General features: G+C 50.7%; 22 protein-coding genes. 9 read left to right on the forward strand and 13 right to left on the reverse strand.

The features are described 5' to 3' along the window. Window positions 1-2: 2 nt before the first annotated feature. Window positions 3-1115 (reverse strand): citrate synthase, encoded by a 1113-nt coding sequence (gene citZ / locus ACX1C1_RS25320; protein ID WP_458954883.1) that lies wholly within the window; start codon window positions 1113-1115, stop codon window positions 3-5. Between the two features lie 327 nt (window positions 1116-1442). On the opposite strand from citZ, the gene ACX1C1_RS25325 reads away from it, so the two are divergent. Beyond that, window positions 1443-2930, forward strand: coding sequence for a Ppx/GppA phosphatase family protein (locus tag ACX1C1_RS25325; RefSeq protein WP_458957797.1), 1488 nt, complete (start codon window positions 1443-1445; stop codon window positions 2928-2930). A 96-nt stretch (window positions 2931-3026) separates the two neighbouring features. On the opposite strand, the gene ppk1 is transcribed toward ACX1C1_RS25325, so the two are convergent. From ppk1 to ACX1C1_RS25370, 9 genes are all read right to left on the reverse strand, one after another. Further along, window positions 3027-5096: a polyphosphate kinase 1 gene (gene ppk1, locus ACX1C1_RS25330; protein ID WP_458954884.1), complete on the reverse strand. Its 2070-nt coding sequence runs from the start codon at window positions 5094-5096 to the stop codon at window positions 3027-3029. Window positions 5097-5227: 131 nt separating this feature from the next. After that, window positions 5228-5620, reverse strand: coding sequence for an FxsA family protein (locus ACX1C1_RS25335; protein WP_458954885.1), 393 nt, complete (start codon window positions 5618-5620; stop codon window positions 5228-5230). 42 nt (window positions 5621-5662) lie between these two features. Further along, entirely contained in the window at window positions 5663-6142 is a 480-nt protein-coding gene (locus ACX1C1_RS25340) for an acyl-CoA thioesterase (protein ID WP_458954886.1), read from the reverse strand. Between the two features lie 118 nt (window positions 6143-6260). After that, window positions 6261-8015 (reverse strand): pyruvate kinase, encoded by a 1755-nt coding sequence (gene pyk, locus ACX1C1_RS25345; RefSeq protein WP_458954887.1) that lies wholly within the window; start codon window positions 8013-8015, stop codon window positions 6261-6263. 107 nt (window positions 8016-8122) lie between these two features. Then, a complete protein-coding gene (locus ACX1C1_RS25350) occupies window positions 8123-9178 on the reverse strand; it encodes an acetyl-CoA carboxylase carboxyltransferase subunit alpha (protein WP_458954888.1) in 1056 nt (351 codons plus the stop codon). Then, window positions 9168-10049, reverse strand: a complete 882-nt coding sequence (gene accD / locus ACX1C1_RS25355) for an acetyl-CoA carboxylase, carboxyltransferase subunit beta (RefSeq protein WP_458954889.1) — start codon at window positions 10047-10049, stop codon at window positions 9168-9170. Before accD ends, ACX1C1_RS25350 begins: the two co-directional genes overlap by 11 nt. Before the next feature lie 42 nt (window positions 10050-10091). After that, window positions 10092-10280 carry a glutamate decarboxylase gene (locus tag ACX1C1_RS25360; protein ID WP_458954890.1) on the reverse strand — a complete coding sequence of 63 codons (189 nt, stop codon included), beginning with the start codon at window positions 10278-10280 and terminating at the stop codon, window positions 10092-10094. A 279-nt stretch (window positions 10281-10559) separates the two neighbouring features. Beyond that, window positions 10560-11051, reverse strand: a complete 492-nt coding sequence (locus ACX1C1_RS25365) for a phosphatidylglycerophosphatase A family protein (RefSeq protein ID WP_458954891.1) — start codon at window positions 11049-11051, stop codon at window positions 10560-10562. Between the two features lie 85 nt (window positions 11052-11136). Continuing rightward, window positions 11137-14769 carry a DNA polymerase III subunit alpha gene (locus ACX1C1_RS25370; RefSeq protein ID WP_458954892.1) on the reverse strand — a complete coding sequence of 1211 codons (3633 nt, stop codon included), beginning with the start codon at window positions 14767-14769 and terminating at the stop codon, window positions 11137-11139. A 200-nt stretch (window positions 14770-14969) separates the two neighbouring features. On the opposite strand from ACX1C1_RS25370, the gene ACX1C1_RS25375 reads away from it, so the two are divergent. The 3 genes from ACX1C1_RS25375 (at window position 14970) to ACX1C1_RS25385 (ending at window position 16194) form a co-directional block, all read left to right on the forward strand. Then, window positions 14970-15296, forward strand: a complete 327-nt coding sequence (locus ACX1C1_RS25375; protein WP_458954893.1) for a YtrH family sporulation protein — start codon at window positions 14970-14972, stop codon at window positions 15294-15296. A gap of 1 nt (window position 15297) precedes the next feature. Continuing rightward, window positions 15298-15804: a hypothetical protein gene (locus ACX1C1_RS25380; RefSeq protein WP_458954894.1), complete on the forward strand. Its 507-nt coding sequence runs from the start codon at window positions 15298-15300 to the stop codon at window positions 15802-15804. An 84-nt stretch (window positions 15805-15888) separates the two neighbouring features. Further along, a complete protein-coding gene (locus ACX1C1_RS25385; RefSeq protein ID WP_458954895.1) occupies window positions 15889-16194 on the forward strand; it encodes a YtpI family protein in 306 nt (101 codons plus the stop codon). Window positions 16195-16367: 173 nt separating this feature from the next. Here ACX1C1_RS25385 and ACX1C1_RS25390 read toward each other — a convergent pair whose 3' ends face one another. Both ACX1C1_RS25390 and ACX1C1_RS25395 read right to left on the reverse strand, forming a co-directional pair. Beyond that, window positions 16368-17723, reverse strand: a complete 1356-nt coding sequence (locus ACX1C1_RS25390) for a DRTGG domain-containing protein (RefSeq protein ID WP_458954896.1) — start codon at window positions 17721-17723, stop codon at window positions 16368-16370. 55 nt (window positions 17724-17778) lie between these two features. Further along, window positions 17779-18249 (reverse strand): hypothetical protein, encoded by a 471-nt coding sequence (locus tag ACX1C1_RS25395; protein WP_458954897.1) that lies wholly within the window; start codon window positions 18247-18249, stop codon window positions 17779-17781. A gap of 181 nt (window positions 18250-18430) precedes the next feature. Here ACX1C1_RS25395 and ACX1C1_RS25400 point away from each other — a divergent pair, with 181 nt between their 5' ends. Continuing rightward, window positions 18431-18781, forward strand: coding sequence for a helix-turn-helix domain-containing protein (locus tag ACX1C1_RS25400; RefSeq protein WP_458954898.1), 351 nt, complete (start codon window positions 18431-18433; stop codon window positions 18779-18781). 129 nt (window positions 18782-18910) lie between these two features. On the opposite strand, the gene ACX1C1_RS25405 is transcribed toward ACX1C1_RS25400, so the two are convergent. Next, a complete protein-coding gene (locus tag ACX1C1_RS25405; protein ID WP_458954899.1) occupies window positions 18911-19222 on the reverse strand; it encodes a hypothetical protein in 312 nt (103 codons plus the stop codon). A gap of 197 nt (window positions 19223-19419) precedes the next feature. Between ACX1C1_RS25405 and ACX1C1_RS25410 the strand changes: the two genes are divergently transcribed. Genes ACX1C1_RS25410 through ACX1C1_RS25425 form a run of 4 tightly spaced genes read left to right on the forward strand, consistent with a single transcriptional unit; the run spans window position 19420 to window position 24571 of the window. Beyond that, the gene (locus tag ACX1C1_RS25410) at window positions 19420-20790 is read left to right on the forward strand and encodes a YheC/YheD family endospore coat-associated protein (RefSeq protein WP_458954900.1); all 1371 of its coding nucleotides are present in this window, start codon (window positions 19420-19422) and stop codon (window positions 20788-20790) included. A gap of 13 nt (window positions 20791-20803) precedes the next feature. Continuing rightward, window positions 20804-22000, forward strand: coding sequence for a YheC/YheD family endospore coat-associated protein (locus tag ACX1C1_RS25415; RefSeq protein ID WP_458954901.1), 1197 nt, complete (start codon window positions 20804-20806; stop codon window positions 21998-22000). 34 nt (window positions 22001-22034) lie between these two features. Beyond that, window positions 22035-23411, forward strand: a complete 1377-nt coding sequence (locus tag ACX1C1_RS25420) for a YheC/YheD family endospore coat-associated protein (RefSeq protein ID WP_458954902.1) — start codon at window positions 22035-22037, stop codon at window positions 23409-23411. Beyond that, window positions 23408-24571 carry a YheC/YheD family endospore coat-associated protein gene (locus tag ACX1C1_RS25425; protein ID WP_458954903.1) on the forward strand — a complete coding sequence of 388 codons (1164 nt, stop codon included), beginning with the start codon at window positions 23408-23410 and terminating at the stop codon, window positions 24569-24571. Before ACX1C1_RS25420 ends, ACX1C1_RS25425 begins: the two co-directional genes overlap by 4 nt.

Raw genomic sequence — 24571 nt, forward strand, 5'->3', positions numbered from 1 at the left:
TATTAGCGTTGCTCGATCGGAATGTATTTTGCGTTGACTGGACCTACATAGTCGGCGCGCGGACGGATCAAGCGGTTGTCTTGGTATTGCTCCAGAATATGCGCGCTCCAGCCAGACAAGCGGCTGATCGCGAAGATTGGAGTAAACAGGTCGCGCGGAATTTCTAGCGCTGTGTATACGGAAGCGGAATAGAAATCGACATTCGGCTTCAGACCTTTTTGGCCTGTAACCAATTCTTCGATCTTAACCGACATCTCGTAAAGCTCCATATTGCCGTTAAGCTTACCCAACTCGCGGGACATTTGTTGCAGGTGCTTGGCGCGCGGATCGCCGTTTTTGTAAACGCGGTGACCGAAGCCCATGATTTTCTGTTTGTTCGTGAGCGCGTTATTGATGTAGCTCTCTACGTTCGCGAACGAACCAATCTCCTCCAACATAACCATTACGGCTTCGTTAGCGCCGCCATGCAACGGTCCTTTGAGAGCGCCGATCGCAGAGGTAATGCCGGAATAAATGTCGGAAAGCGTAGCAACCGTTACACGTGCTGCAAACGTGGATGCGTTAAGCTCATGGTCTGCATGCAGAACAAGGGCTTGATCAAGAGCCTTAACTGCTACTTCAGCCGGCTCGTTGCCTGTTAACATGTATAGGAAGTTGTGAGCGATAGAAACGCCCTTCTTCGGCGCGATCGGGTCTTTGCCTTCGCGGATACGCGAGAAAGCAGCAACGATCGTAGGCAGCTGCGCTTGCAGCTTAATCGCTTTAAGTTGGTTCGCTTCTGGACTCATGTCGTTAGCAGCCGGATCATACAGAGCAAGGCTGGAAATCGCCGTACGGAGAGCCGCCATGGAATTGGTTTGGGACGGGTAGAGCTTCATGCCTTCGAGCACCGCACTTGGTACTGCCGCATACTCGTCCAATTGTTGCTGAAGCTTATCAAGCTCGGAACGATTCGGAAGCTTGCCATACCAGAGCAGGTAGGCAACTTCTTCGAAGGAAGCGTTCTCGGCAAGATCGTCGATATTAATGCCGCGATACGTCAGCACTCCATCAATGATCGAACTGATGGACGAAGCAGCTGCGACGATGCCTTCAAGACCTTTGGTTGCTGTCATCGTTCTCTCTCCTTTTATACATCAATTATTATTCAAACAGTTGGAATACATTTCTGATTGTCGCTATTAATCATAATTGATTTTGCCCATGAAGCCAACAAAACGGGACATAAAAATGCTTTATCAGCATCATACATAATTTGAATCGCTTTATCCGGCCATAAATAACGATCGAACAAATCTATCCTCGACAAGTAATTATTCCACAGAAGGGAAGGTATTATACTTCGAAAATTGGCCGAATATATGATAAAATGTCCAGAAGACTAAAGCACTTGCCTGAACGGAGGTATCGCCATAACCGGACAACGTATAGGAATTATCGACATAGGATCCAACTCCGTACGCCTCGTCGTCTACGAAAGAACGGACAGGGGCAGTCATCGGGTCGTTGACGGCAGCAAACGTTCGACGCGGCTGAGCGGCAAGATGGATGAAGGCGGATCCCTTCCTCAAGAAGATATCGTTGAACTTGTCGATACACTCAACCACTTCACGCTAATCTGCGCCAATCATGACATCGGGCAGATTCGGGCCGTCGCAACGGCCGCCATCCGCAACGCGGTTAATCGCGACGAGATTCTGGGTCAGATTAAGATCGGTACAGGTCTCGTCATCGAGCTTCTATCCGGAGAAGACGAAGCCTCGTTTGGTTTCCTTGGCATGATTAACTCACTTGATGCAGATCAAGGTTATTTAATTGATATTGGCGGAGGCAGCACCGAGGTTTCGTTATTCAAAGACAGGGAATTAATCCAATCCGTCTCCTTTCCGTTCGGCTGCGTCAGCATGAACAAAACTTTCGATTCGAAGGAAGGTTTGTCCGATGAATCGCTGAAAGCCATTGAAACGATCGTAACCGCAGCCGTTAAGGAGCATCCATGGATAGGTGAAATTTCTGGACTTCCGTTAATTGGAGTAGGCGGGACTGTGCGGGCGCTTGGCAAGGTCCATCAGGCTGCCATCGACTATCCGCTGCGTCAAACCCATAATTACATTATCGAGAAGCAGGGCGTGGACGAGTTATTCCATACGATGCGCGCCATGCCCCTGGATCGCCGGCGCAAGCTGCCCGGCCTGTCCAAGGATCGTGCTGACGTGATCATCCCTGGCATCGCCATACTGCGCGTTATCTCACGAATAATCCGCGCGAGCCATTATCGCATATGCGGCGCAGGTCTAAGGGATGGCTTATTCCACTCAACCCGGTTCCCGAATGCTCCCAGACTGGCCGATCCGCTGGCCTATAGCCTGAAGAACCTCAGCTCGTTGCATACGGAAGCGCCTAAGCAGCACGTGATGCAAGTGAACCGATTGTCGCTTGAGCTCGTAGATATCTTGAAGAGTCAAGTGCCGCTTGCAGCCGAAGCTACAAGGCTGCTCGATACCGCCTCGCAGCTGCACAGAATCGGCGCTTCAATCGATTACTATGACTATGCGCCGCATACGTTCTATCTGATCGTCCATTCCCAGTTGAACGGAATGACACATCGAGAGCTCGTCATGACGGCAGCGATAGCAAGCTTCCGAGGAAAAGGAAAAGCCAAGACGCAAACTGCGCCGTATCGGCTTCTCCTATCCGAAGCCGATCTGGATATAATCGTTAAACTCGGCATGCTGCTGCAGCTTGCCGCTGCTCTCGACCGAAGTGAAACACAGCGGATTGGAGAATTGCGTATTCGAGTGCAGGATGCGCAACTGATCCTAACCCCACAGCTTCCAAGAGGCTCTCTCGCACTTGAAAGGCGAGAAATCGAGGAACTATCTTCGGAGTTCAAGAAACATTGGGAGCTAGAGCCTGTGCTAGAGCCTTAAAGCAGTCCTTGCAAACAAAATGCGCCAAGCATGTTCCTTCATGGCAACAAGCTTGGCGCTTTTCTCGAGTCGTTCGAGTTGAACGGGAAACTCCGACTACCCATGTTCTTTCCAAAGTGTGATTCTTCTCGCTTCGAACTGACTTCGGAATGGTTTGTCATTGCCGTTTTGCAAAACGCTTTCATACATGCCATTTTGCTTCAGCTCTCTGGCTTTGACGTTATCTTCAAGGTTCATCTTAAGCATTTTGATCAGGATTGTACGCAGCGCAGGCTGGTATACCGGGCACATTAACTCGATACGCTTCGTCAGATTGCGAGTCATCCAATCGGCACTCGAAAGATATACCTCCTCAGAACCGCCGTTGAGGAAATACATCACTCTGGAGTGCTCCAAGAAACGGTCTACGATACTAATGACTTTAATATTCTCGCTTCGACCTGGCACGCCTGGACGCAAGCAACAAACACCCCGCACAATAAGCTCGATTTTGACCCCCGCCTGTGACGCCTCATAAAGCTTGTCGATGACCTCCTTGTTTGACAAGGAATTCATCTTCGCGATAATATGCGCACGCTTGCCAGCAAGTGCATTAGCTTTTTCCCGCTCAATTAGACGGTACAACTTTTCCTTCAAATCTGCAGGCGCCACCCCGAATGCCTTCCATTCGTAAGGGGACGAATAGCCCGTAACTTCGTTAAACAGTGCTGATGCGTCACCCCCGATAACAGGATGCGAGGTGAACAAGCCGATATCCGTATACAGTGTAGCCGTACTATCGTTGTAATTGCCTGTACCAACATGCACGTAGCGGCGAAGTGTGCCTTGCTCCCTGCGTACAACCAATAATATTTTGGCATGCGTCTTGAGACCGACAAGGCCGTATACGACATGACAGCCCGCCTTCTCCAGCTGTCTTGCCCATGCGATATTACGTTCCTCGTCAAACCTCGCCTTTAACTCGACCACGACCGTCACTTGTTTGCCCGACTCGGCAGCCTTTGCAAGCGCCTGTACGAGCGCAGATTGGCCGCTGACACGGTATAATGTCATCTTGATTGCCAATACGTTAGGATCATAAGCTGCTTGCTCTACAAAATCATTTACCGCTTCAAACGACTCGTAGGGATGATACATAAGTACATCGCGTTGACGAATAACCTCAAACATATCATCGGTATCTTCGAATTCCCTTGGATAGACCGGTTCAAGCTTCTCATAACGAAGATTATCGTACCCCGGCAGGCTGTTACTAAACCTCATCAAGAAGCTTAAGTCTAGCGGACCATCGATCTCAAACAAGTTATCCTCGATCTCCAGTTCCTCTCTCAGCATCTCAAGGGCGTACGGATGCATTCCTTTTGCGACTTCCATCCTGACGGGAATCCCCCACCGGCGTCGACGCAGCTCCTTCTCGATCTCCTCAAGCAGATCTTCGGCACCTTCTTCGTTGAGTGTCAAATCTGCGTTGCGTGTAATACGGAACGGATTGACCGAATATGGCGTGTACCCGTTAAAGAGCGTGTTAATAAACCTTTCAATCAGCTCCTCAAGCAGAACAAACTCCAGCTTTTTGCTATTGATGCGACCTGGTACGGGGACGAATCGGGACAGGATCGACGGTACCTGCACAATCGCAAACAACGGTTCCTCCTCCGGAGCCGCTCCATCGCGTTGCAACAGCACGGCAAGATACAGCTCCTTGGAGTGAACGAGCGGGAATGGTCTGCTTTGATCCACCGCCATTGGCGTTAAGACTGGAAACACGATTTCATGAAAATAATCCGAAACTGCCTTAGTCTGGGCGACATTCAAATCGTCGATGCTTCGGATACAGATCCCTTCTTTGGCCAATGCTCGGAATATCTCACGATACGTGCGGTATTGCTCGACAACCATACTAGTTGTACGTTTAATCAGGCGCTTCCACAGTCCAGCCGGCGTATAGCCCGTAAAGTCCATTTTTGTCAGTCCGGCTCTCAGCTGATCCTGTATGCCTGCGACCCTCACACTCATAAATTCATCAAGATTGCTGGATACGATTGATAAGAATTTGGCACGCTCAAGGAGAGGATTACGAATATCTTGTGCTTCCTCCAGCACCCTGCGGTTAAATTCTATCCAACTCAAGTCCCGGTTCACATAATGCGATACTTGCTTGGTCATTTTTTTCCTCCTACAGGGTTCTTGCTATTCATGGTCCTTTCCATTGTGAGCCAAGACTATTATTGGCATATTAACGATTTGTAAAATTTCCGTTAACGCCGCTTGTCTACGTCACCATCAGCCGCCTAATTCTAGAATCTACGAATCGTAAAATTACCGTTTCTCATTCGTTTCTCCAGCCACTGCAGGACGATACCGCGGAAGATGGGACGTGTCATAGGGAGGAGTAATACAATCCCCACAATATCAGAGAGGAAGCCCGGCAAGAGCAGCAATAGACCGCCCAACAGCACGCACAAGCCATCAATTAGAGAACGCCCCGGCATCTGACCGGTCTCCATCTGCCTCTGCGCCTCCAGCCACACCTTGCGCCCTTCCATTCTGGCGAAATATGCGCCGGCAATACCCATTGCAAGTATAATTAAGAAAGTCGTCCAGCCTCCAAGCCAATCTCCAACTTGCAGGATAGCCCAAATTTCGATAATAGGCACGATCAGAATGACTACAAGAAGCCACTTATACATCCTATTCCACTCCTTCGCCAAAAATAGAACTTTTTCCGCACATTATTTGCGAACCGATGACAGCCATTCGTACAACTCGGGCATCGCTTTACTTAGCCGCGTCGGCTGCCAGTCCTCTCCCACCCAGACATGTTTGGTTCCGCCCTCCGCAAGCAGCTCACCCGGCAGTTCTTCTCCGTGTGGCACCTCTGAGACGAGCCATTGTTCATCAGACGTCACTCTCCGTACTTGTGAAGCGAATGAAACACGAAGAGCCGTCGCGTCCTCTACCCTCGTGCAGACAATCACTTTGTCATCATATCGTGCAGGCGCGATGTATCGGCATTGCAGATCGATAACGGGCAGCAGCAAACCCTTTGCTTCAATTGTTTTATAGTCATAACCTGCGCTTCGTATCCATTCCGTACGTCCAATCTCGAACCAGGTTACATAATTGCCGTGAAATACGACACTCATCTGATCCGTTTCTTGATAACGGACGCGCAGCGGATGCAGTTGCCAGTCGCTTTGACTTGATGCCATATGATACCCTCTTTCCCTCGCTATGAATATGTACAGATGCACATAACCCTGAATTGGAGAAAAAGCGATGGTGAATTCACCATCGCTTCTTTATGTTGATATCCAATTTTTCGCCGAATTACAGAACTTTGGACTGTCCGGAGTAGATAAAGCCTGTCTCTGCATACACCGTTACTTCCATGCCGTCAGCAAGCTTGTCCGTTCCGCCTGTAACGCCTAGGATTACCGGAATGCTGAGATTCAGACCGCAAACCGCTGCATGGCTCGTAATGCCGCCTTGCTCAGTTATAACCGCGCCTGCTTGCTCAAATGCCGGCATATATTCTTTGTCTGTGGAGATTGCCACAAGAATATCGCCAGGAGTCATCTTAGCAATAGCTTCTTCGGGCGTGCGTGCTACAACAAGTTTGCCCGTTACCGTTTGGCTGCCGATGCCTTGACCTTGAGCAAGCAATTCGCCAATATGGTGAATCTTGATCAAGTTCGTTGTACCAGCGCGTCCTACAGGTACGCCAGCGGTAATAACGATTGTGTCGCCAAGGCTCAGCAAGCCTGTGCCCATAGCGCCTTTAACCGCAATTTCAAACATTTCGTCCGTTGTATCGGCATCTGTTCCTTTGACTGGAATTACGCCCCAACCAAGAGCCAGACGACGCATTGTGCGCTCATCAGTCGTAACAGCGATGATTGGCGATTTTGGACGGTACTTCGATACCATACGTGCTGTGAAGCCGCTTTGCGTCGACGTTACGATTGCCTTTGCGTTCAGATCGAGCGCAGAGTTTGCTACGGATTGGCTTACCGCCTCCGTTACCGATACTTGTTGAGCATTGGCTTGTTTCATGAAGATCTCGCGATATTCCAGTGCGCTCTCAGCGCGTTCAGCGATGCGGGACATCGTTTGAACGGATTCCACTGGATATTTGCCTGCCGCCGTCTCGCCGGACAACATGATCGCATCTGTGCCATCGAAGATAGCGTTGGCTACGTCACTCGCTTCCGCGCGAGTTGGACGTGGGTTTCGCTGCATGGAGTCCAACATTTGGGTTGCTGTAATGACAGGTTTACCTACACGGTTACATTTCTTGATCATCATCTTCTGTACGAGCGGAACTTCCTCGGCAGGGATCTCTACGCCGAGATCGCCACGCGCAACCATAAGGCCGTCGGACACTTCAAGAATTTCGTCGAGATTATCCACGCCTTCTTGGTTTTCGATTTTGGAGATGATTTGGATATGACCCGCATTATGTTTCTCAAGAAGCTCACGAATCTCAAGCACGTCGCTTGCCTTACGAACAAATGAAGCCGCGATGAAATCGATGCCTTGCTCAATGCCGAAGACGATGTCGCCTGCGTCCTTTTCTGTAATGCCTGGAAGCGAAATTTTTACGCCTGGCACGTTAACGCCTTTTTTGCTCTTGATCGGACCGCTGTTCACGATGCGGCAATGAATTTCAGTACCTTCAACGGATTCTACCGTCAAGCCGATCAGACCGTCGTCGATTAGAACTGTGGAACCAACCGTAATATCGTTAGGAAGATTGCTGTACGTAACCGGAATTCGAGTACGATCACCCAAGATTTCCTCAGTTGTCAGCGTGATGGCATCCCCTTGAAGCAGCTCGATCGGCTCTTCTTTGAGCTTGCCGAGACGAATTTCTGGTCCCTTCGTGTCAAGCAGGATCGCAACGGAAGTGCCAAGCTCAATATTCGCTTTGCGAATGTTCTTGATGCGGTTGCCATGCTCCTCGAAGTCTCCATGAGAGAAGTTGAGTCGGCCGACGTTCATGCCCGCCTGAATCAGTTTTTTTGTGTTTTCCAGCGATTCGCTGGAAGGTCCGATTGTACAAACGATCTTTGTTTTACGCATGGTTAAGTTCCTCCGTTTAATGCCTGAAATGTCGTAGTTATTGTTATACATGCACACCCGGCTAAGACTTGTCCTTGTCACGGGCGGTTGTAACGAAATGGTTGCAGCTAATTAATCGTTGGCGCTACTTCTTGATCTTGCTCGGATGCTGATGCGGATGGGACATCCTGAGAATCGGTGTCACCGTTATTCTCATCCAGCTTGCGTTCTCCCATCTGGAAATAGCCGATCTTGCGGAATTTGTTATATCTGTCTTCGATAAGCTCTTGGGACGACATGCCTAACAACTGCTTCAGGTGTACAATCAGCTCGCGCTTGATCGCAGCAGACTGACACTCTAGATCTCGATGCGCTCCGCCTTGCGGCTCTTCTATAATACCCTCGATTATACCGAATTCGAGCAAATCCTTTGCAGTGATCTTCATCGCTTCCGCAGCCTGGTCGGCTTTTGAAGCATCCTTCCACAGGATGGATGCCGCGCCGTTAGGCGAAATTGCGGAATAAATGGCGTTCTCCAGCATCAGTACCCGGTTACCTACACCAAGTGCTAGTGCGCCGCCGCTACCGCCTTCTCCGATGACCACGCATATGATCGGAACGCCGAAGCCAGCCATCTCCCTAAGGTTGCGGGCAATCGCTTCGGATTGGCCCCGCTCCTCGGCCGTATTGCCGGGATAAGCGCCCTTCGTATCGATAAAAGTAATAATCGGGCGACCAAATTTATTCGCTTGCTGCATGAGCCTAAGCGCCTTGCGGAAGCCCTCCGGATGGGGACTGCCGAAGAAACGGGCAATGTTGTCGCGAGTATCCTTGCCTCTCTGATGTCCGATTACCGTAACCGGCAAACCGTTCAGCTTGGCAAGACCGCCCACGATAGCAAGATCGTCCGCGAACAAACGATCTCCATGAAGCTCCATAAAATCTGTGAAGATAGCACCAATAAAATCAAGCGATGTCGGACGTCCATGATGGCGTGCCAAATGCATCTTCTGCGCAGCAGTCAATTCGCTGTACAATTCTTCTTCCAACTGTCTGCAGCGCTCCTCCAGACGGAGAATCTCTTCTGTAAAGTCGATGCCCTTGTCCACGCTCAGGCTCTTGAGTTCCTTGATCTTCTGGCGAAGCTCAACGACCGGCTTCTCGAAAGGCAGCTCATTCGCCATCGAACGACCCCTCCTTCGCACTATGCATATCAAGCAATTGCGTTAACGTTTGTTTCAGATCCTTGCGATGAACAACCTTGTCGAGCTGACCATGCTGCAGATTGAATTCAGCCGTCTGGAAGTTATCAGGCAACTTTTGGCGAATCGTCTGTTCGATAACAATCCGGCCAGCGAAACCGATCAATGCACCGGGCTCGGCCAAATTATAGTCACCAAGGCTCGCAAAGCTAGCGGATACGCCGCCAGTCGTTGGATCCGTAAAGACGGAAATATACAATCCACCGTCACCCTGGAATTTCGCTAATGCAGCGCTTGTCTTGGCCATCTGCATGAGACTCAAAATACTTTCCTGCATGCGCGCGCCGCTCGAAGTAGAGAATATGATAATCGGCAGACGTTTCTCGTGTGCTGCCTCAATCGCTCTTGTAATCTTCTCTCCTGCAACGGAGCCCATACTGCCTGTAAAGAAATCGAAGCTCATAACAGCAACAACTACTGGGAGTCCTCCGATGGAGCCCTCTCCTGTTACGACGGAATCCCGCAAATTAGATTTCGCCTTCTGCTGTTCCAGCTTGTTCTTGTAGCCCGGAAAGCCTAGCGGATCTACCGATTCCATCTCTGCATCGTATTCAAACAAACGCCCGTCATCGAGCGTCATCCCGATCCGCTCCCACGCGCTAAGCCGGTAATGATGTCCGCATGACGAGCATACCTTCAAGTTTTTCTCCAGTTCCTTGCTGTAATGAATCGTGCCGCACTTCGAGCACTTGTTCATCAGACCTTCCGGAATATCGCGTTTGGGACGCTCCGTTGTCGCCGCCGAAGGAATGGTTGCGTATTTTTTTTTCGAGAATAAGTCCTTAATTTGCACGTATGCTACACCCCTCAAGGCGCAATAATATTGAACCGGCCGTCATGGGCGAATAATGGAGTTAAACACTTCTTGAATTTCCTCCAGCTCGCCGGATGGCACTAGAATCTCATATTGCTGTTTAGACAGATTAACAGACCGAATTTTGACTAGAAAACCTTCTTCCGTTAGTCGTTTCTTAATGTTTTCTGCCATTTTTGCTGTTGGTGCAATGTAGATAACCGTCCACATCTTGGTACCTCCTGAAGCTTGCCGCTAGGTGAAACTGGCTTACGCCTTCCTCCGAAGGCGAGGCTCGCTTCGATCCGAGAATTCTTTCGATGCCGACTAGCAGCATGGCTTGTCTTATCGCGAATGAATGCCAAGCCATTACGGAGATGTATCCGAGCGGCTTGACACTCTCACAACCAAATATTGTGTGTTATTGAATTACATCGATCCATGTCGACCTTATCGTCAATACATAAACAGACCTGTCAAAGGCCATATGATCTCGTAATCATAACATAATCATGGCGATTCGGGCAAATGATATTGGTTCGCCTTGGGGTCGCCATGGGCTATTCTTGCAGATGCCGCAGCGGCGAGACCTGCTACCAGATCATCTAGAAACACGTGAATTTTCTCGCCTTTAATATTTAATTGACGAATAATGCCAGGCTTCACCTTATCCAAATAACCAAAGCTGGTTAAGCCAATCATCCCGTATACATTCGTAATGCCGAGCGCTAAAGTCTCATCCACGCCGTATAACGATTCGTCGCGCTCCATGATCGACTGAAGCGGCTCTGGCAGCAATCTCCTCTCGGCAAGCTCATCAAGCGCAATGCCCGTGTAGAGCACATATTGAACCTCACGTTTCTCGAGGACAGCTCTCACGCTTATCTCGCATTCTTCAATCGTCAGATCCGGATTGTAGGGTCTTTGCAGGGTATATACGATCTCAGCCACGTCGTCCACGCTCACTCCGCGTTTAGCCAGCCACTTCTCAATTCCGTTCATCGGCTTCATCCTCTCGCTACTGCTTGTATCTCTATGCATATGCTCGTACAAGCTATAATGTGCATAGAAATATGGGAGGATTGATCTATCGGATGACAACAGTATCCGGTCCAAGCAGCCGCTCAATCATCGCCTTCAGCGCGGGTGTTGGCGTAACCCGATGGCTTTCGCTTAGTGCAATTACCTTACCGTCCCCTTCATAAAATAAAGCCGTATCCAGTCGTCCCGGGTGAGAGACAAGTGCTTGCTTCAGCTTGTTCAACACATCCGAACGTTCCTTCTCCGTTGTAATCTTGATGTACATTCGCTGCTGCCTTGTGGCCCGCTCCTTGGCAGATGGACTAGAAGCCGCGGAGCTCCTCTCCGTTCCCGCTGGCTGGACCGGCTTCTTGCCGCCCTCGCTCTGTGCTGCTGGCGGGACGGATCCAGACGCGCCATATCCGGCTGTCCGGGCGGCTCGGTTGCGCGCTTGTTGGCGCAATCGTCTTACATGGGCTGATAAAGCCTCTCGCGTATGACTCTCATCAAGCGGCACAACATCCTCGATGAGCAGCTTATAGTCGTCATCTTGTTGTTGTACAGTTGCTTGCATGATATAGAGTCCTTCTCGCTTCAGCTTGTCGCCGCAACGTTTCCAGACTGCAGGGAAAACGACGGCTTCGACACGCATGATTCTGTCTTCGACCTCCAGGAATCCCATTGCATTTCCCTTCTTGTTAGTGAACGGCTTGAGGCCAGCCACCATAACGGCTATATGCGCCACGTATCCATCTGTCGCGTCCGCCAATTCAACCAGCCGATCAAGCTCCAAATCCTCTAGCTTCGCCGAAACATTGTCAAGCGGATGACCTGATAAATACATCCCAAGCAGTTCGCGCTCGAAATCCAGCAGCTGCGAAGTGGCAAATGCTCGAACCTCCGGCAGCTCTACATCCCAGTTCTGTACTTCTTCGAAGCCGAACATTTCGATTTGGAGCTCTTCTCGTTCCTTGCGCCACTTCTGCGCGGTCTCCACCGTCTCATCAAGTGCGGCAAGCAGCTGCGCGCGATGACCAGGGAAGGAATCACATGCGCCTGCCTGAATAAGCGATTCAAGCACCCGTTTGTTCACAACACGCAGATCCACTCGCTTGCACAAATCGAGTAAGCTTTCGTACGGTCCATCTCCCCGTTCTCTTGTGATGGCATCGATGGCCTGCGTCCCTACATTCTTGACAGATGCAAGTCCGAACCGAACGGAGCCTCCTACCGGTGTAAACGAGATTCCGCTTTCGTTCACATCCGGGGGCAACACAGGTATACCTGTACGTCTGCATTCGTCGGCGTACTCTGCCGTCTTGCGCATGTTTCCTGTCACGGAGGCCAGCATCGATGCCATAAACGGAACGGGATAATGCGCCTTCAGCCATGCCGTCTGAAACGCGAGCACGCCATATGCCGCTGCATGGGCGCGCGGGAAGCCGTAATCGGCGAACCTGACAATCATATCGTAGACGCGATTCGCTTCGACTTCCGTGTAGCCCTGCGACATACTCCCTTTCACGAAATGTCCGCGTTCTTCGTCCAGCACCTCGCGTTTCTTCTTCGAAACCGCCCTGCGAAGAAGATCGGCTTCTCCTAGCGAGAAACCAGCCATGAGAGAGGCGATCTGCATGATCTGCTCCTGATATACGATAATTCCGTACGTATCGGCAAGTATCGGCTCAAGCGAAGGATGCGGGTATTGAACCACTTGCGTGCCATGTTTGCCCGCAATATATTGAGGAATAAATTCCATCGGACCCGGACGATACAATGCCAGCACGGATATAATGTCCTCGAATTCTGTCGGCTTCATCTCGCGCAGAACCCGCCGGACACCCGCCGACTCCAGCTGGAATATACCCGTTGTATCTCCACGCCCCAGCATCGCATAGGTATCCTGGTCAGCGTCGTTAATGTTTCTAAAGTCGATCTCCTTGCCTGTTAATTCCTTAATCCAGACGAGCGTCCGCTCCAGAATTGACAACGTTCGCAGTCCAAGAAAATCCATCTTGAGAAGACCGACAGCCTCCAGATGCTCCATCGAATACTGGGTCAGCGGAATGGATTCACCGCCTTGTTGCAGTGGCACATATTCAGTCAGCGGCTCCTTGGCAATGACAACGCCTGCTGCGTGAGTGGATGCGTGCCGCGGCATGCCCTCGACCTTCATTGCCGTCTTCAGCAGTGCGTTAGTCTTCGGCTGCTTCTCACAGGCATCGCGCAGTTCAGCGCTGCTCCTTAACGCTTCCGCAAGCGTAATACCCAGCTGACCGGGAATCAGCTTCGCTGCGCGATCCACCTCCTGGAACGGAACGTTCAGCGCGCGACCTACGTCGCGCACAGCCGCTTTGGCTGCCATTGTACCGAATGTGATGATTTGCGCGACATGCTCTTCGCCGTACTTGGCCGATACGTAAGCTATGACTTCATCCCTTCGTTCATCGTTGAAGTCAATATCGATATCCGGCATGGAAATCCGCTCAGGGTTAAGAAACCGTTCAAACAATAGCTTATATTTAAGCGGGTCGACATCCGTTATCCGCAATACGTACGCAACTAGACTTCCTGCCGAGGATCCCCGACCCGGCCCCGTCCGGATCCCGCGTTCATGCGAGAATCTAATGAAATCCCAGACGATCAGGAAGTAGTCGCTGAATCCCATCTTCTCGATAACGGACAACTCATAGTCCAATCTCTCTTCGGCACCTTTACGGTAATGCTCATCCTCCGTCCATGCAGGTAACCCGCTGTATCGCGCAACCAAACCGTCACGGCAAAGCTCCGCCAAATATGCAGGCGAATTGCTGCCCTCAGGTACAGGCCGGAAGACCGGAAGTGCGGCTCTCCCGAGCGTAAGCTCCAAATTACATTTGTCTGCAATCTCGAGCGTATGATGTATAGCCTCAGGCACATGCCGGAACAGCGACTCCATCTCATCAGCGCTTTTCATATAAAGCTGATTCGTCCCGATACGCAGCCGATCCGAGTCATCAACCGTTTTTCCAGTACCAATGCAAATCAATACATCCTGTACCTCTGCATCTTCAGGCTGCAGATAATGTACGTCGTTAGTCGCAACCAGCTTTATGCCCTGGGTCCTCGCCAATTCGATCATCGCGGCCGCTACCTTCTTCTGCTCCAGCATGCCGTGGTCTTGCAGCTCCAGGTAAAAGTCATCACCGAAAATCGCCTTATAGCGGAGTGCCGCTGCCTGCGCCTCTGCAGGTTTGTCATAGAGCAAATGCTGAGATACTTCGCCCTTCAGGCAAGAGCTCAGACAAATAACGCCTTCAGAATGCGCCGCCAGCGACTCCATGTCGATGCGCGGCTTATAATGAAAACCTTCCAGATGGCCGATCGAGCTGAGCTTCATAATATTACGATAACCGATCTCGTTTTTGGCGAGTACGATCAGATGATAAGTGGGGTTGTCCTTGCGCGCGCCCTTCTCGAAACGTGATCCCGCAGTCAAATAAAGCTCACAGCCGATTATCGGCTTGATGCCACTCGCTAAGCACGAACGATAGAACGGTATCGCACCGTACATAACGCCGTGATCCGTAAGCGCGAGCGCCTTCATCCCGAGCTCCCCCGCTCTGGCGGTCAGATCGCGTATCCGCGCCGCTCCGTCTAACAGACTGAATTCGCTGTGCGCGTGCAAGTGAACGAACGATGCTGCTCCTGTTGCTGTCAAACCAACCGCCCCTCTCGTTTCCCGAACATGGATTCGTATTATCCCATTTTATCATAATTACCTCGGACACGCCCATACAATGGTAGAGGAAGTTAAAAAGTACGCTTTTGATCACGATGCGTCTCCAAGATGAAAACTCGACTTCGAATATTGAAGGCAACCGAAACCTAAGCATATGCTTTCATAGAGGAGGGAATGGCTTGTCCTACTTTTTGTCCAAGGCAGGTCTTGATTTTTTTATTGCGTTCGGAATCGTGCTCGGAGGTGCCATGTTAGCCGGAGTTGGCTCCGTCTTTATGACGCTTCCACCTGCGACAGTCATGCTGGATACAGCGCTTCGGCTCAAAATATGGGCGATCGTTGCCGCAATTGGCGGCTCGGTTGATCCCGTCAGAGTCATCGAAAGCAACTTTACAGCAGGACAATTGTCACCTGTTGCGCAGCAAATCGCATTTATCATTTTCGCTTTCTTAGGGGCGCATATGGCTACGGAGCTGATCAAGCTCGCGTGCAAAGGAGCGGCGTAACATGCGATTGCCGGCTTTCGACAAATATATAAACGCGATGCGAATGCTGGGGACGTTCCTGGTAGGTGCGATCGTCGGGGCCGTAGTTCTTCATTCGTTGTTCGTCGCGCAGTTCGAATCGAATTACAATACCTTAAATGCTTTGGAGGCCAAGCTGGAGCAATACGAAGAGGATATTAAGAAATTGAAATTGTACAAAAACCAGCATACTGTCATTAAGAGTATACAAATTCGAGTCCTGGAAGAGTCGGATCGGGCAACGAAACTGGATCGTATGACGGAAATGGAGCTAGCGAAGCGGCTAAAAGAAGATCTCTCTATCCTGATCGGACGAAGTATCTACGATATAGACGCAGACGCCAATCTTGCGCGCAAGCTGCTCGAAAGCAAAATATATGCGGATGTAAGCGGAAAGGATTACGGGGTAGAACTCAAAACAGTGCTTCTTGCAGATAATGTACTGCAGGTATGGATGTCAGCTCGCCTCAAAGCCAAACCGCCCGCTTGATGAAGCAAATTCGGGACAAACGTGGTACAATAGACGACGATATAAGGACTACGCAAACAAAAAACAAAGGAGCAACAAATACGAATGGAACAATTGGAACTTCTGCAAACGATACTGGTCCCGATCATCCTCGTCTCGTTAGTGCTTTCCGTTTTCTTTAGCTTTAAGTCCAGACGTTCTCCCGATTCTAGAGTACGCGCCGTTAACGCGGCCCGCATGAATATTAGCATGGGAGTCATGCTGCTATTTATGTCGATCATCCAGCTGTTCATGTCGGACGAATCGACATTCAAGATCGTGATCGGTTCAATCTTTATGGTCATTGGATTGTTTAATCTATTCGCCGGACTTCGTAATCTAGGCGCAATACGAGCAACGGAGCGGGGATAACCCCACTCCGTTTGTTTTTATCTCGGCATCCGAATGCCTCATATCAAATACTCGGTGAGATCGTTTTTTCGATCTCATTGGCTCCCCTGTGGGAGGATAGAGCTCCATGTAGTTGATTTTCCGATCTCTTCGAGGCCCGCCTCAACCTTAGGAGGCTAATGATATGTGATCGATTAATACGGATCGATCATCTGTGCCGTCAGCATCGCCTTGGCTGCTAGCCCCTTGGAGTCGAGCACCTCGATCTCGAGCTTGGAGAACTTTCTTGAAAGTTCCATCGCCTTCGGTTTAATCGTAACCTCGCTGTCGATTTGAACGGGTCTTACGTAATAAGACGTCATACTCTCCAGCAGAAAGTCGCGTTTGCCCGTTTCCCGGATCATCCGCCGCGCAGCCTGCATCATCAGTGTTGAAATTAATCCTTCCGAGGCCATGCCCAGCGCGCCAGACATCTGCGGCGTAATCGCACCTTTGTAGCTGATGCTCGCTTCTTCTGACCCGTTCGATTCGGTCTGAATAAACCCCGACCACATCAGATCCTCAAATGTTTCACCGGATTCCGGTTGCTTGCCTGCGAAGCGCATGGAATCCAGCACTTCTCTTCGTGTAACGACCCCGAGCAGTTTGCGGTTGCGATCGACGATCGGCAGCAGGTCAATCCCCTCTGCGGCCATCGTATGAGCAGCCGAAGTAACGGTGATGTTCGGAGCTGCGGTAATCGGATTGCGTGTCATGACACGGTCCACAACCGCTTCGGTAGAGGAGCCGATTGCATCCATTGCCGTAATCATGCCGATGACGCGACCTCTATCGTCCACAACCGGAAAACGGAAGTTGCCCGTCTCGCGGGTCAAACGGTGGAAGTCAGAGAGTGTAGAGCCTGATTTGATTACATCGGCAGGTTTGCTGAAGGTGACTATATCTTCGAGAAGCATAATCTTGCGTTTAATAAGCCGGTCAAACATCGCCCTGTTGATCATGGAGGCCACAGTAAATGTGTCATGCCGCGAGGTCAGTATCGGCAGTCCCTGTTCGTCCGCCAGCCGCACCACTTCACCGCTTGGCTCGAAGCCGCCTGTAATAAGAACGCCTGCCCCCTGCTCCAAAGCGCAGCGGTGTGCGCTGATGCGGTTGCCTACGATCAGCAGACTGCCGCTATCAATATAACGTAACATGGCATCCAGCTCCATCGCTCCGATCACGAACTTATGAAGCGACTTGTCGAGTCCATCGCCGCTGCCGAAGATTCGCGCCTCGACGATCTCCGCTACTTCACCAAATGTCAGCTGATCCAGCGCTTCTCGCCGCTTTCGATCGATCCGAACCGTGCCGATCCGCTCCTTGGTGCTTACCAAACCGGATGCCTCCGCATCCTTAAATGCCTTAAATACAGTTCCTTCGCTGACGCCCAAATGTTTGGCAATGGCGCGCACCGATATTTTCGTACCAACCGCTAATCCCTGGATATGCTGAATAATTAGTTCGTGTTTCGTGCTTGTGTCGTTGCCCGAATCATGGTTGGAAGGCATACCTGAATCACTCCTCGTTACCTTCCATTATAGAGAACTGGACAACATAATTACACTACCAGTCTATCTGTACTTTCGTCACCTTGAAGTTGGCGTCAACAAACGTATCGCCGACTCCGCGAAGCTTCCACTTCCGGAGCAACGCCTGAATCGAAACTTTGTGTATACCCGCCTTGGCGCTGCTCCGCACGAAATCATGCCAGTCGTATGTAATCGGTACGCGATAACGCTGCTTGTGAATGATCACATTTTTGTAAGAAATTACTTGCGGCACGATCTCCTCATATATACTGGAGAATAGAATGGTCCCGCTCTCACTGTAAGGCCGATGGACCATCTCCGTCTCAAGTTCTAACGTATATTCAAGCTTCTGCGTATGTGCGTTAACGCCGCAGCTGAACGATCCTTTGGCTAATCCTGTTTTATTGTGACGGTGTGATAACCGATAGGTAAACCAGAATAAAAAAGGAACATTACAATAATTCGCCCTCACATTACGATAAAACTCAAATTCTTCTACCATCATGGCTTAATCACCCTGCTTCACCCATAATCGCCACTACTCTATCACATTTGGCATTTTTATGATAATTATAATAAATCATCCACTTAATAGTCAATGACTATAGTCACTATTTTAGTTGCATACTATAAGACGTTGCCCGTGCGGCTTCCAAAACTCTATCGTTAGGCTAGAGGTGACACGAATGAGTGATATTGGCCGCCAAATCGGCGAAAACATACGGCTTGCGCGCAAATCCAAAGGATTGAGCCAAGAGCAATTAGCTCTTCGTGCCGAAATCAACGCATCTTATATGGGACAAGTCGAACGCGGTGAAAAAAATCCGACCATCGATGTATTGGGAAAAATTGCACTCGCGATGAACACTCCGCTGGAGGAGCTTGTTCAGCTCGGCACTCCAAGCCGAATGGATCAAGGAGAATCCTCCAACTATTCGGATAAAATCAAAAGCCAGATGATTGGACTAAACCTGAAGGAACAAGAAGCCGTGTATCGGTTTGTCAAGCAGCTCGTTCAGTTTCGTGAGATGGAATAACAAACGTAATCAAGCTTTCCCCTTTAGGGAAATCAACAAAAAAAATGGCGGTACCAGGGCTCATCCACTGGTACCGCCATTTTGTCTATCATCCGAATTTGCACAAATACGCGCCTAATGTTCGGCTAATCAGCGTCCTCGAACGCGAGTACCTTTTTCGTTGACACGCCGATTCACAAAGTTCGTGATCGATTGTTCTCTGCGCCGCAGCTTGGCGCGCTTCACCTGTGCGAGCGCCTCACGTTTCTCCTGTGTCAATAGCAGCGTGTTGATATTGGCAGCCATAATTACGATCGCAAAAGCCAGCCATATGAACCAGAATACGCCACCCGTTCCTTCCAATTCGTCGAGCCTGACATCCGCAAATGCGTAGAATAACATTCCTGCTGCGATCAACGTATAAATACCGTGCTTCAGCTTGCTTGTTTTTTTATTCTCCATCGTTATCCGCTCCTTTCCCCAGCCTACTTCAGTCGGCCTGTCCGCGATTGCTTGATATATATGCTCACGCCGTTCCACATATGACATTGCACTATCACAAACACGGCGTATGCCTCATATGATGCATTAGTTCGTGCAAACACCCATAGGCCTATGTCTCTATTCGCAATAGCTCCTGGTTTGGAAGGAGAATCGAAATGCTCAAAACGAAAGTTGCCATACAGGTGACGAGCTCCGGCACACTGCCGGAGGATACGGTCATGTTAGGCGATGCCTATGTGAAGCTATGGAAAATACCGGTTGGGCAGCATGTGCTGCTGAAGTTCGGATCGTTCCGCCAGGCGCTTAAGATCATTCCTTCTGCGAAGTCGGACACTCTCCGCATCAGTCCTCAACTTGCTGAGCGGATGGGACTGCCAAGCGCCGGTCGAACGTCTCTGCGGTTCTCTTATCGCTCGGGTACCATATCCGTCGGTCCACTCATCGGCGTCCTTATCAGCCGCGACGATCCAGCAGCTCCAGATAAGCCCTTCGGTACCATTACCATGTTTTGCAAGGAGCTCGTCGAGGCCTGTAAGGCGCAAGGCGCATCCGTATACTTCTTTACGCCTCATGGACTAACTGGCAATGCCAATCATGTCGACGGCTGGTTGTATGACGCTGGCTGGAGGAAGCATCGAATGCCGGTTCCGGATATCGTGAATAATCGGTTGACCAGCAGGAAATTGGAGAATGATCCAGGGGTCCAGACATTTCTAAGCGAATCCAAACGTCTTCATGGAACCTCTGTGTTCAACGAGAAGTTTCTCGACAAAACCGAAGTGTTTGATGCGCTGCAGAAGGACGCCGAGCTCCACCGGTATTTGCCGGAATCACATCGCCTTCGCAACTACGCAACATTGAAGAAAATGTGCGAGCGTTACAGTCATGTATTCCTAAAGCCAGCGCGCGGAAGTCTGGGAAAAGGCATTATTCGCGTATCCCAACTGGATGGCATGAGCTATCAAGCTTTACACGCTACCAGCGCGGGATCGAAGCGAGTCGTCTACCCTGTCTTGCCGAAACTATATGCCTCTATCTCGGCCAAGATGAAGACAGCCCGTTATCAAATTCAGCAAGGGTTGCAATTAATCGAAATACAGAAGCGTCCAGTCGACTTTCGGGCGCTCGTACAGAAAAACGCCACGGGGAAGTGGATCATTACCTCCATTGTGGCGCGCACGGCAGGCAGCCAGCAGTTCGTTTCCAACTTGGCTCGCGGAGGAACGCTTAGTACCGTCAGCGCGGCTGTAACGAAAAGTAATTTAAGCAATAGCGTCAGCAGGCTGGATTCAGCCAAACGGCTTCAGATCGCGGCTTTGCAAATCGCTCACGGGATTGACACTCACATTCCAGCGCACTTCGGAGAGCTTGGCATCGATCTTGCGCTCGATATAAGCGGTAAGGTCTGGTTGCTCGAGGTCAATTCGAAACCATCCAAAAACGACAATACCCCTTTAACCGAAGGTAAAATTCGGCCTTCCGTCCGTATGATGATTCAATACGCCCGACACCTGTCGGGATTCTAAGGAGGCAGCAGCCATGCCGCAAAGAACGATCGCACTTGGCATTATGGCAGCTTCGCTAGCGGGGAACAAGGCGACGGCGCCTGGCACAATTATCCCGCCGGAGCCCAATCTGTGCCGCAATATGAGCACTGCTTCGGCAGCGCTTGGGATAGATGTATTCGTGTTTTCTCCAGACAGCTTCGACTCAGCGTCCGGCACACTAATCGGCTGCAGGCTCGAGGAAGGGAGCTGGCAGCCCGCCAGAGTGCCTCTGCCTGACGTCGTCTATGACCGCAGCTTTCCCAAGTCGGCCCACAATCGAAGACGATGCGCCGCCGCACTGGACGCGATGAGCGAATGGAAGCACCATGAACGGATTAACGGCAGGCTCCCTTCCAAGCTCCGCGTATACGATTGCTTGCGAAGCTACTCGACGATTGCTCCTTACTTGCCCACAACAGCCATGTACCGTAACATTAGCCAGCTCGAGCATCAACTGCTAGAACTACCACTTGGCGTCGTCCTCAAACCTGCTGCGGGCATGCAGGGAAGAGGCTTCCTGCACATCGATGCCCCCTATGCGGCAGAAAACGAGCTAATCGTGCGGGGCAGAACGCGTAACAACGCCCCCTTTAAGGAAACATTTACAAGCTTTGATGCGCTCGGTCAGTGGCTTCAATCTTTTATAGGGAGCTCCCCCTTCCTCATACAGCCTTATCTCCCGCTGCGTACCGCGGATGACCGGCCATACGATATTCGCGTCTTGCTTCAGAAGGACGAGAAAGGGTTGTGGCAAGTATCCGGAAGTGCCGCTCGACTGGGCAAAACGGAATCCATGACCTCCAATCTGCACGGCGGCGGTACCGCCAAACCTGCGGAAGAAACGCTTGCCGCAAGCTTTATGCGATCCAAAGCCGAACATTTGCTAAGCAAAATTCATACGATAAGCGCACAGACCGCTGTACTTCTCGAAGAGAATTTCGGACGTTTCGGCGAATTAGCATTCGACTTCGGTCTAGAACCGAGCGGCAAGCTCTGGCTGTTAGAGGTTAACGCCAAGCCTGGACGCGACTCCTTCCGTCAATCCGGGGATCGCGCGGCAGCCGAAATGTCGATCACTCGACTACTGCAATATGCACGTTATCTGAGTCAGCGCAACGCCAAAACGTTAACAACCACGAGCGAAACCGCCCGCCACCTCTCGCATCCACTACCGAAAAATCGGCCATGAGGTTATGGTCTTCAATAGTTCAGGAGGTTTATCGATGAGTTTGACAACTTGCAATGTCCATTTCACACAGACATCCGATAAGATCGTGTACGTCTCCAGATCCCTCATGGCACAACTCCAGCTAACCGGCAAGAAGTCAACCCTGCTCCGGCTAGGTGGTGACGTCCTTACTGTCGTGATCAAACCACTCAAACGTGCGGGGCATCACTTATACCTGTCGTCTGGCGTCCGTCAAACAATCCGGGTCCCCAAATCCGGCGTTGTCTACGTTCAGACCAATGGCGACAACGAAATACAGCTAGGACCATTGGTAGGCATACTAACGGACACGATTCATAATGCCGAAAGTTACCCCTTTGGCACTCGCTCCGGCTTTATTAAGCAAGTCATTCGTTCCGGCGATCGCAAAGCATTTATGTTCAGCTTTACACCAGGCGATATTAACTGGCAGCAAGAAACCGTCAACGGTTATTTCCTCAATCCGCAAGGGGGCTGGTACCGCAGAATCGTGCCGCTTCCGGATGTGATTTACAATCGTCTGCCCAATCGCAAGGCGGAAACATCGGCTTATATTAGCGCGGTTCGCGAGCGTTTCGTCAAACGTCAAATTCCCATCTTTAATTGGAGCTTTCTCAACAAAGCGGATGTTTACAAGCTGATCGATAACGATCCCGAAGCACTGGCCCATCTGCCCGAGTCTGTTCCCAATCCGTCCTCTGCCAAAATAAAAGAAATGTTAGACAAACATAAATTTCTGTATTACAAACCTGGCGGCGGCAGCCTTGGTATTGGAATTTATCGCCTGACGTACCATCCTCGCCGCGGTTATTTCGTCCGATACCGCCGCGGCAGCGAAAATGTTCTCGTTAGATACAGCAGCTTCCAGACGATGATGCGCATGCTGCAGGCTCGGCTTGGCAGCCGGATGAGCGGTTATGTTGCGCAACAAGGCATACAGCTCATTGAGCTGGATCGGTGTCCCATCGACTTCAGGTTTCATATGCACAAGAACGGAAGCAACCGCTGGATCGCAGCCGGCGTAGGGGCTAAGAAAGCCGGGAGAGGCAGCGTCACTACGCATGTCAAGAACGGCGGCTCCTTGCTTACTCCGGATCAAGCGCTTAGCCGAACCTTCGGAAGCGAAGCAGACGCCATGCTGGAGAAAGCGCGGCGTGTCGCCGTCAAGCTTTCCGAAGCGATCGAACGCAACTATCCGCATCGACTTGGCGAGCTTGGCCTCGATATCGGCATCGATAAGACGGGCGATGTCTGGATGTTCGAAGCGAATGCCAAACCGGGACGTTCGATCTTCAAGCTCCCAGCGCTTCGTTCGGAGGGCAAAGCTTCCGTCTCCTACATCGTGGACCATTGCCTGTATTTGAGCCGCTTCCAAGGAGGGTCGGGTCAATGACTATTCATTCGCAGGAGGAACGAGAAACGCAGGTAGCCTCCATTACCAGCTCCATGCACGTCTTAGCCATTCTAACTGTCGAAGAACCTGGCGGCAGCTTCCGCGGCAATCGCGACAACTTTACCGATTTAATCCGTACCGGTCAGTCATTTGGCTTCATCGTTTATGTTTTGACGGTCAAGGAGCTTTACCTTCACCGCAAGAAGCTGAAGGGCTACGTCTACCATAAAGATACAGGGAATTGGCAGCAAGTGCTGTTGCCATTCCCGAACATCATCTATAACCGCATTCCTCAGAGGGAAGACGAGATGCAGCCGGCTGTCAGACAAAAAATTGCAGCATGCCGCAACCATCCAAGACTCACGTTGTTTAACCCTTCCTTCTTCAATAAGTGGCAGTTGTTCGAATGGCTTCGCAAATCCAGTCGAACCAAACCGTTTATTCCCACGACCAGGCGTCTGGTTACAGTAAGCGGTCTAGGCAGGCTGATGCGCAAACATGATTATCTCTATCTCAAGCCGGAGAGCGGCAAAGCGGGAAAAGGGATAATGACTGTCCGTGTGCACCAAGAGAAATCATTGCCTTACCGTCTCAAAATACAGGAAGACAAAAAAAGCTCTACCTATAACTGCTCAACGATGCAGAAGCTTTGGATTCGTATCCAAAAACAAAGCGGCGGTGTACCTTATATCGCACAGCAAGGCATCCCGCTCGCCTCGTTCAAGGATCGCCGATTCGATCTCAGAGCTCTTGTACAAAAGAACCGGTCAGGCCTATGGGAGCTAACCGGGCTCGGGGCTAGACTCGCAGGCGTATCCAGCATCACTACACATGTCCCCAGAGGGGGACGGATCGAGGATCCCGAGAAGCTCCTCACGAATTCATTTGATTCGGAGATCGCTCATATACTTTTACAAAAGGTAAGGCTTACGACGGTGTTAATCGCTAGACAGATCGAACGCGCTTCCAGACAACGGCTGTGTGAAATGTCGATGGATCTTGGCGTGGACAGCGAAGGACATCTCTGGTTCTTCGAGGCGAACTCCAAGCCGATGAAGTTTGACGAACCCCATATCCGCCAGAAGTCCTTAGAACGTATCTTCCAATACAGCGGCTACGTGATTCGCAATAAAACAAAGAACAAAGCGGGAGGCGCATAA

The sequence above is a fragment of the Paenibacillus sp. strain BS8-2 genome (assembly GCF_054483835.1).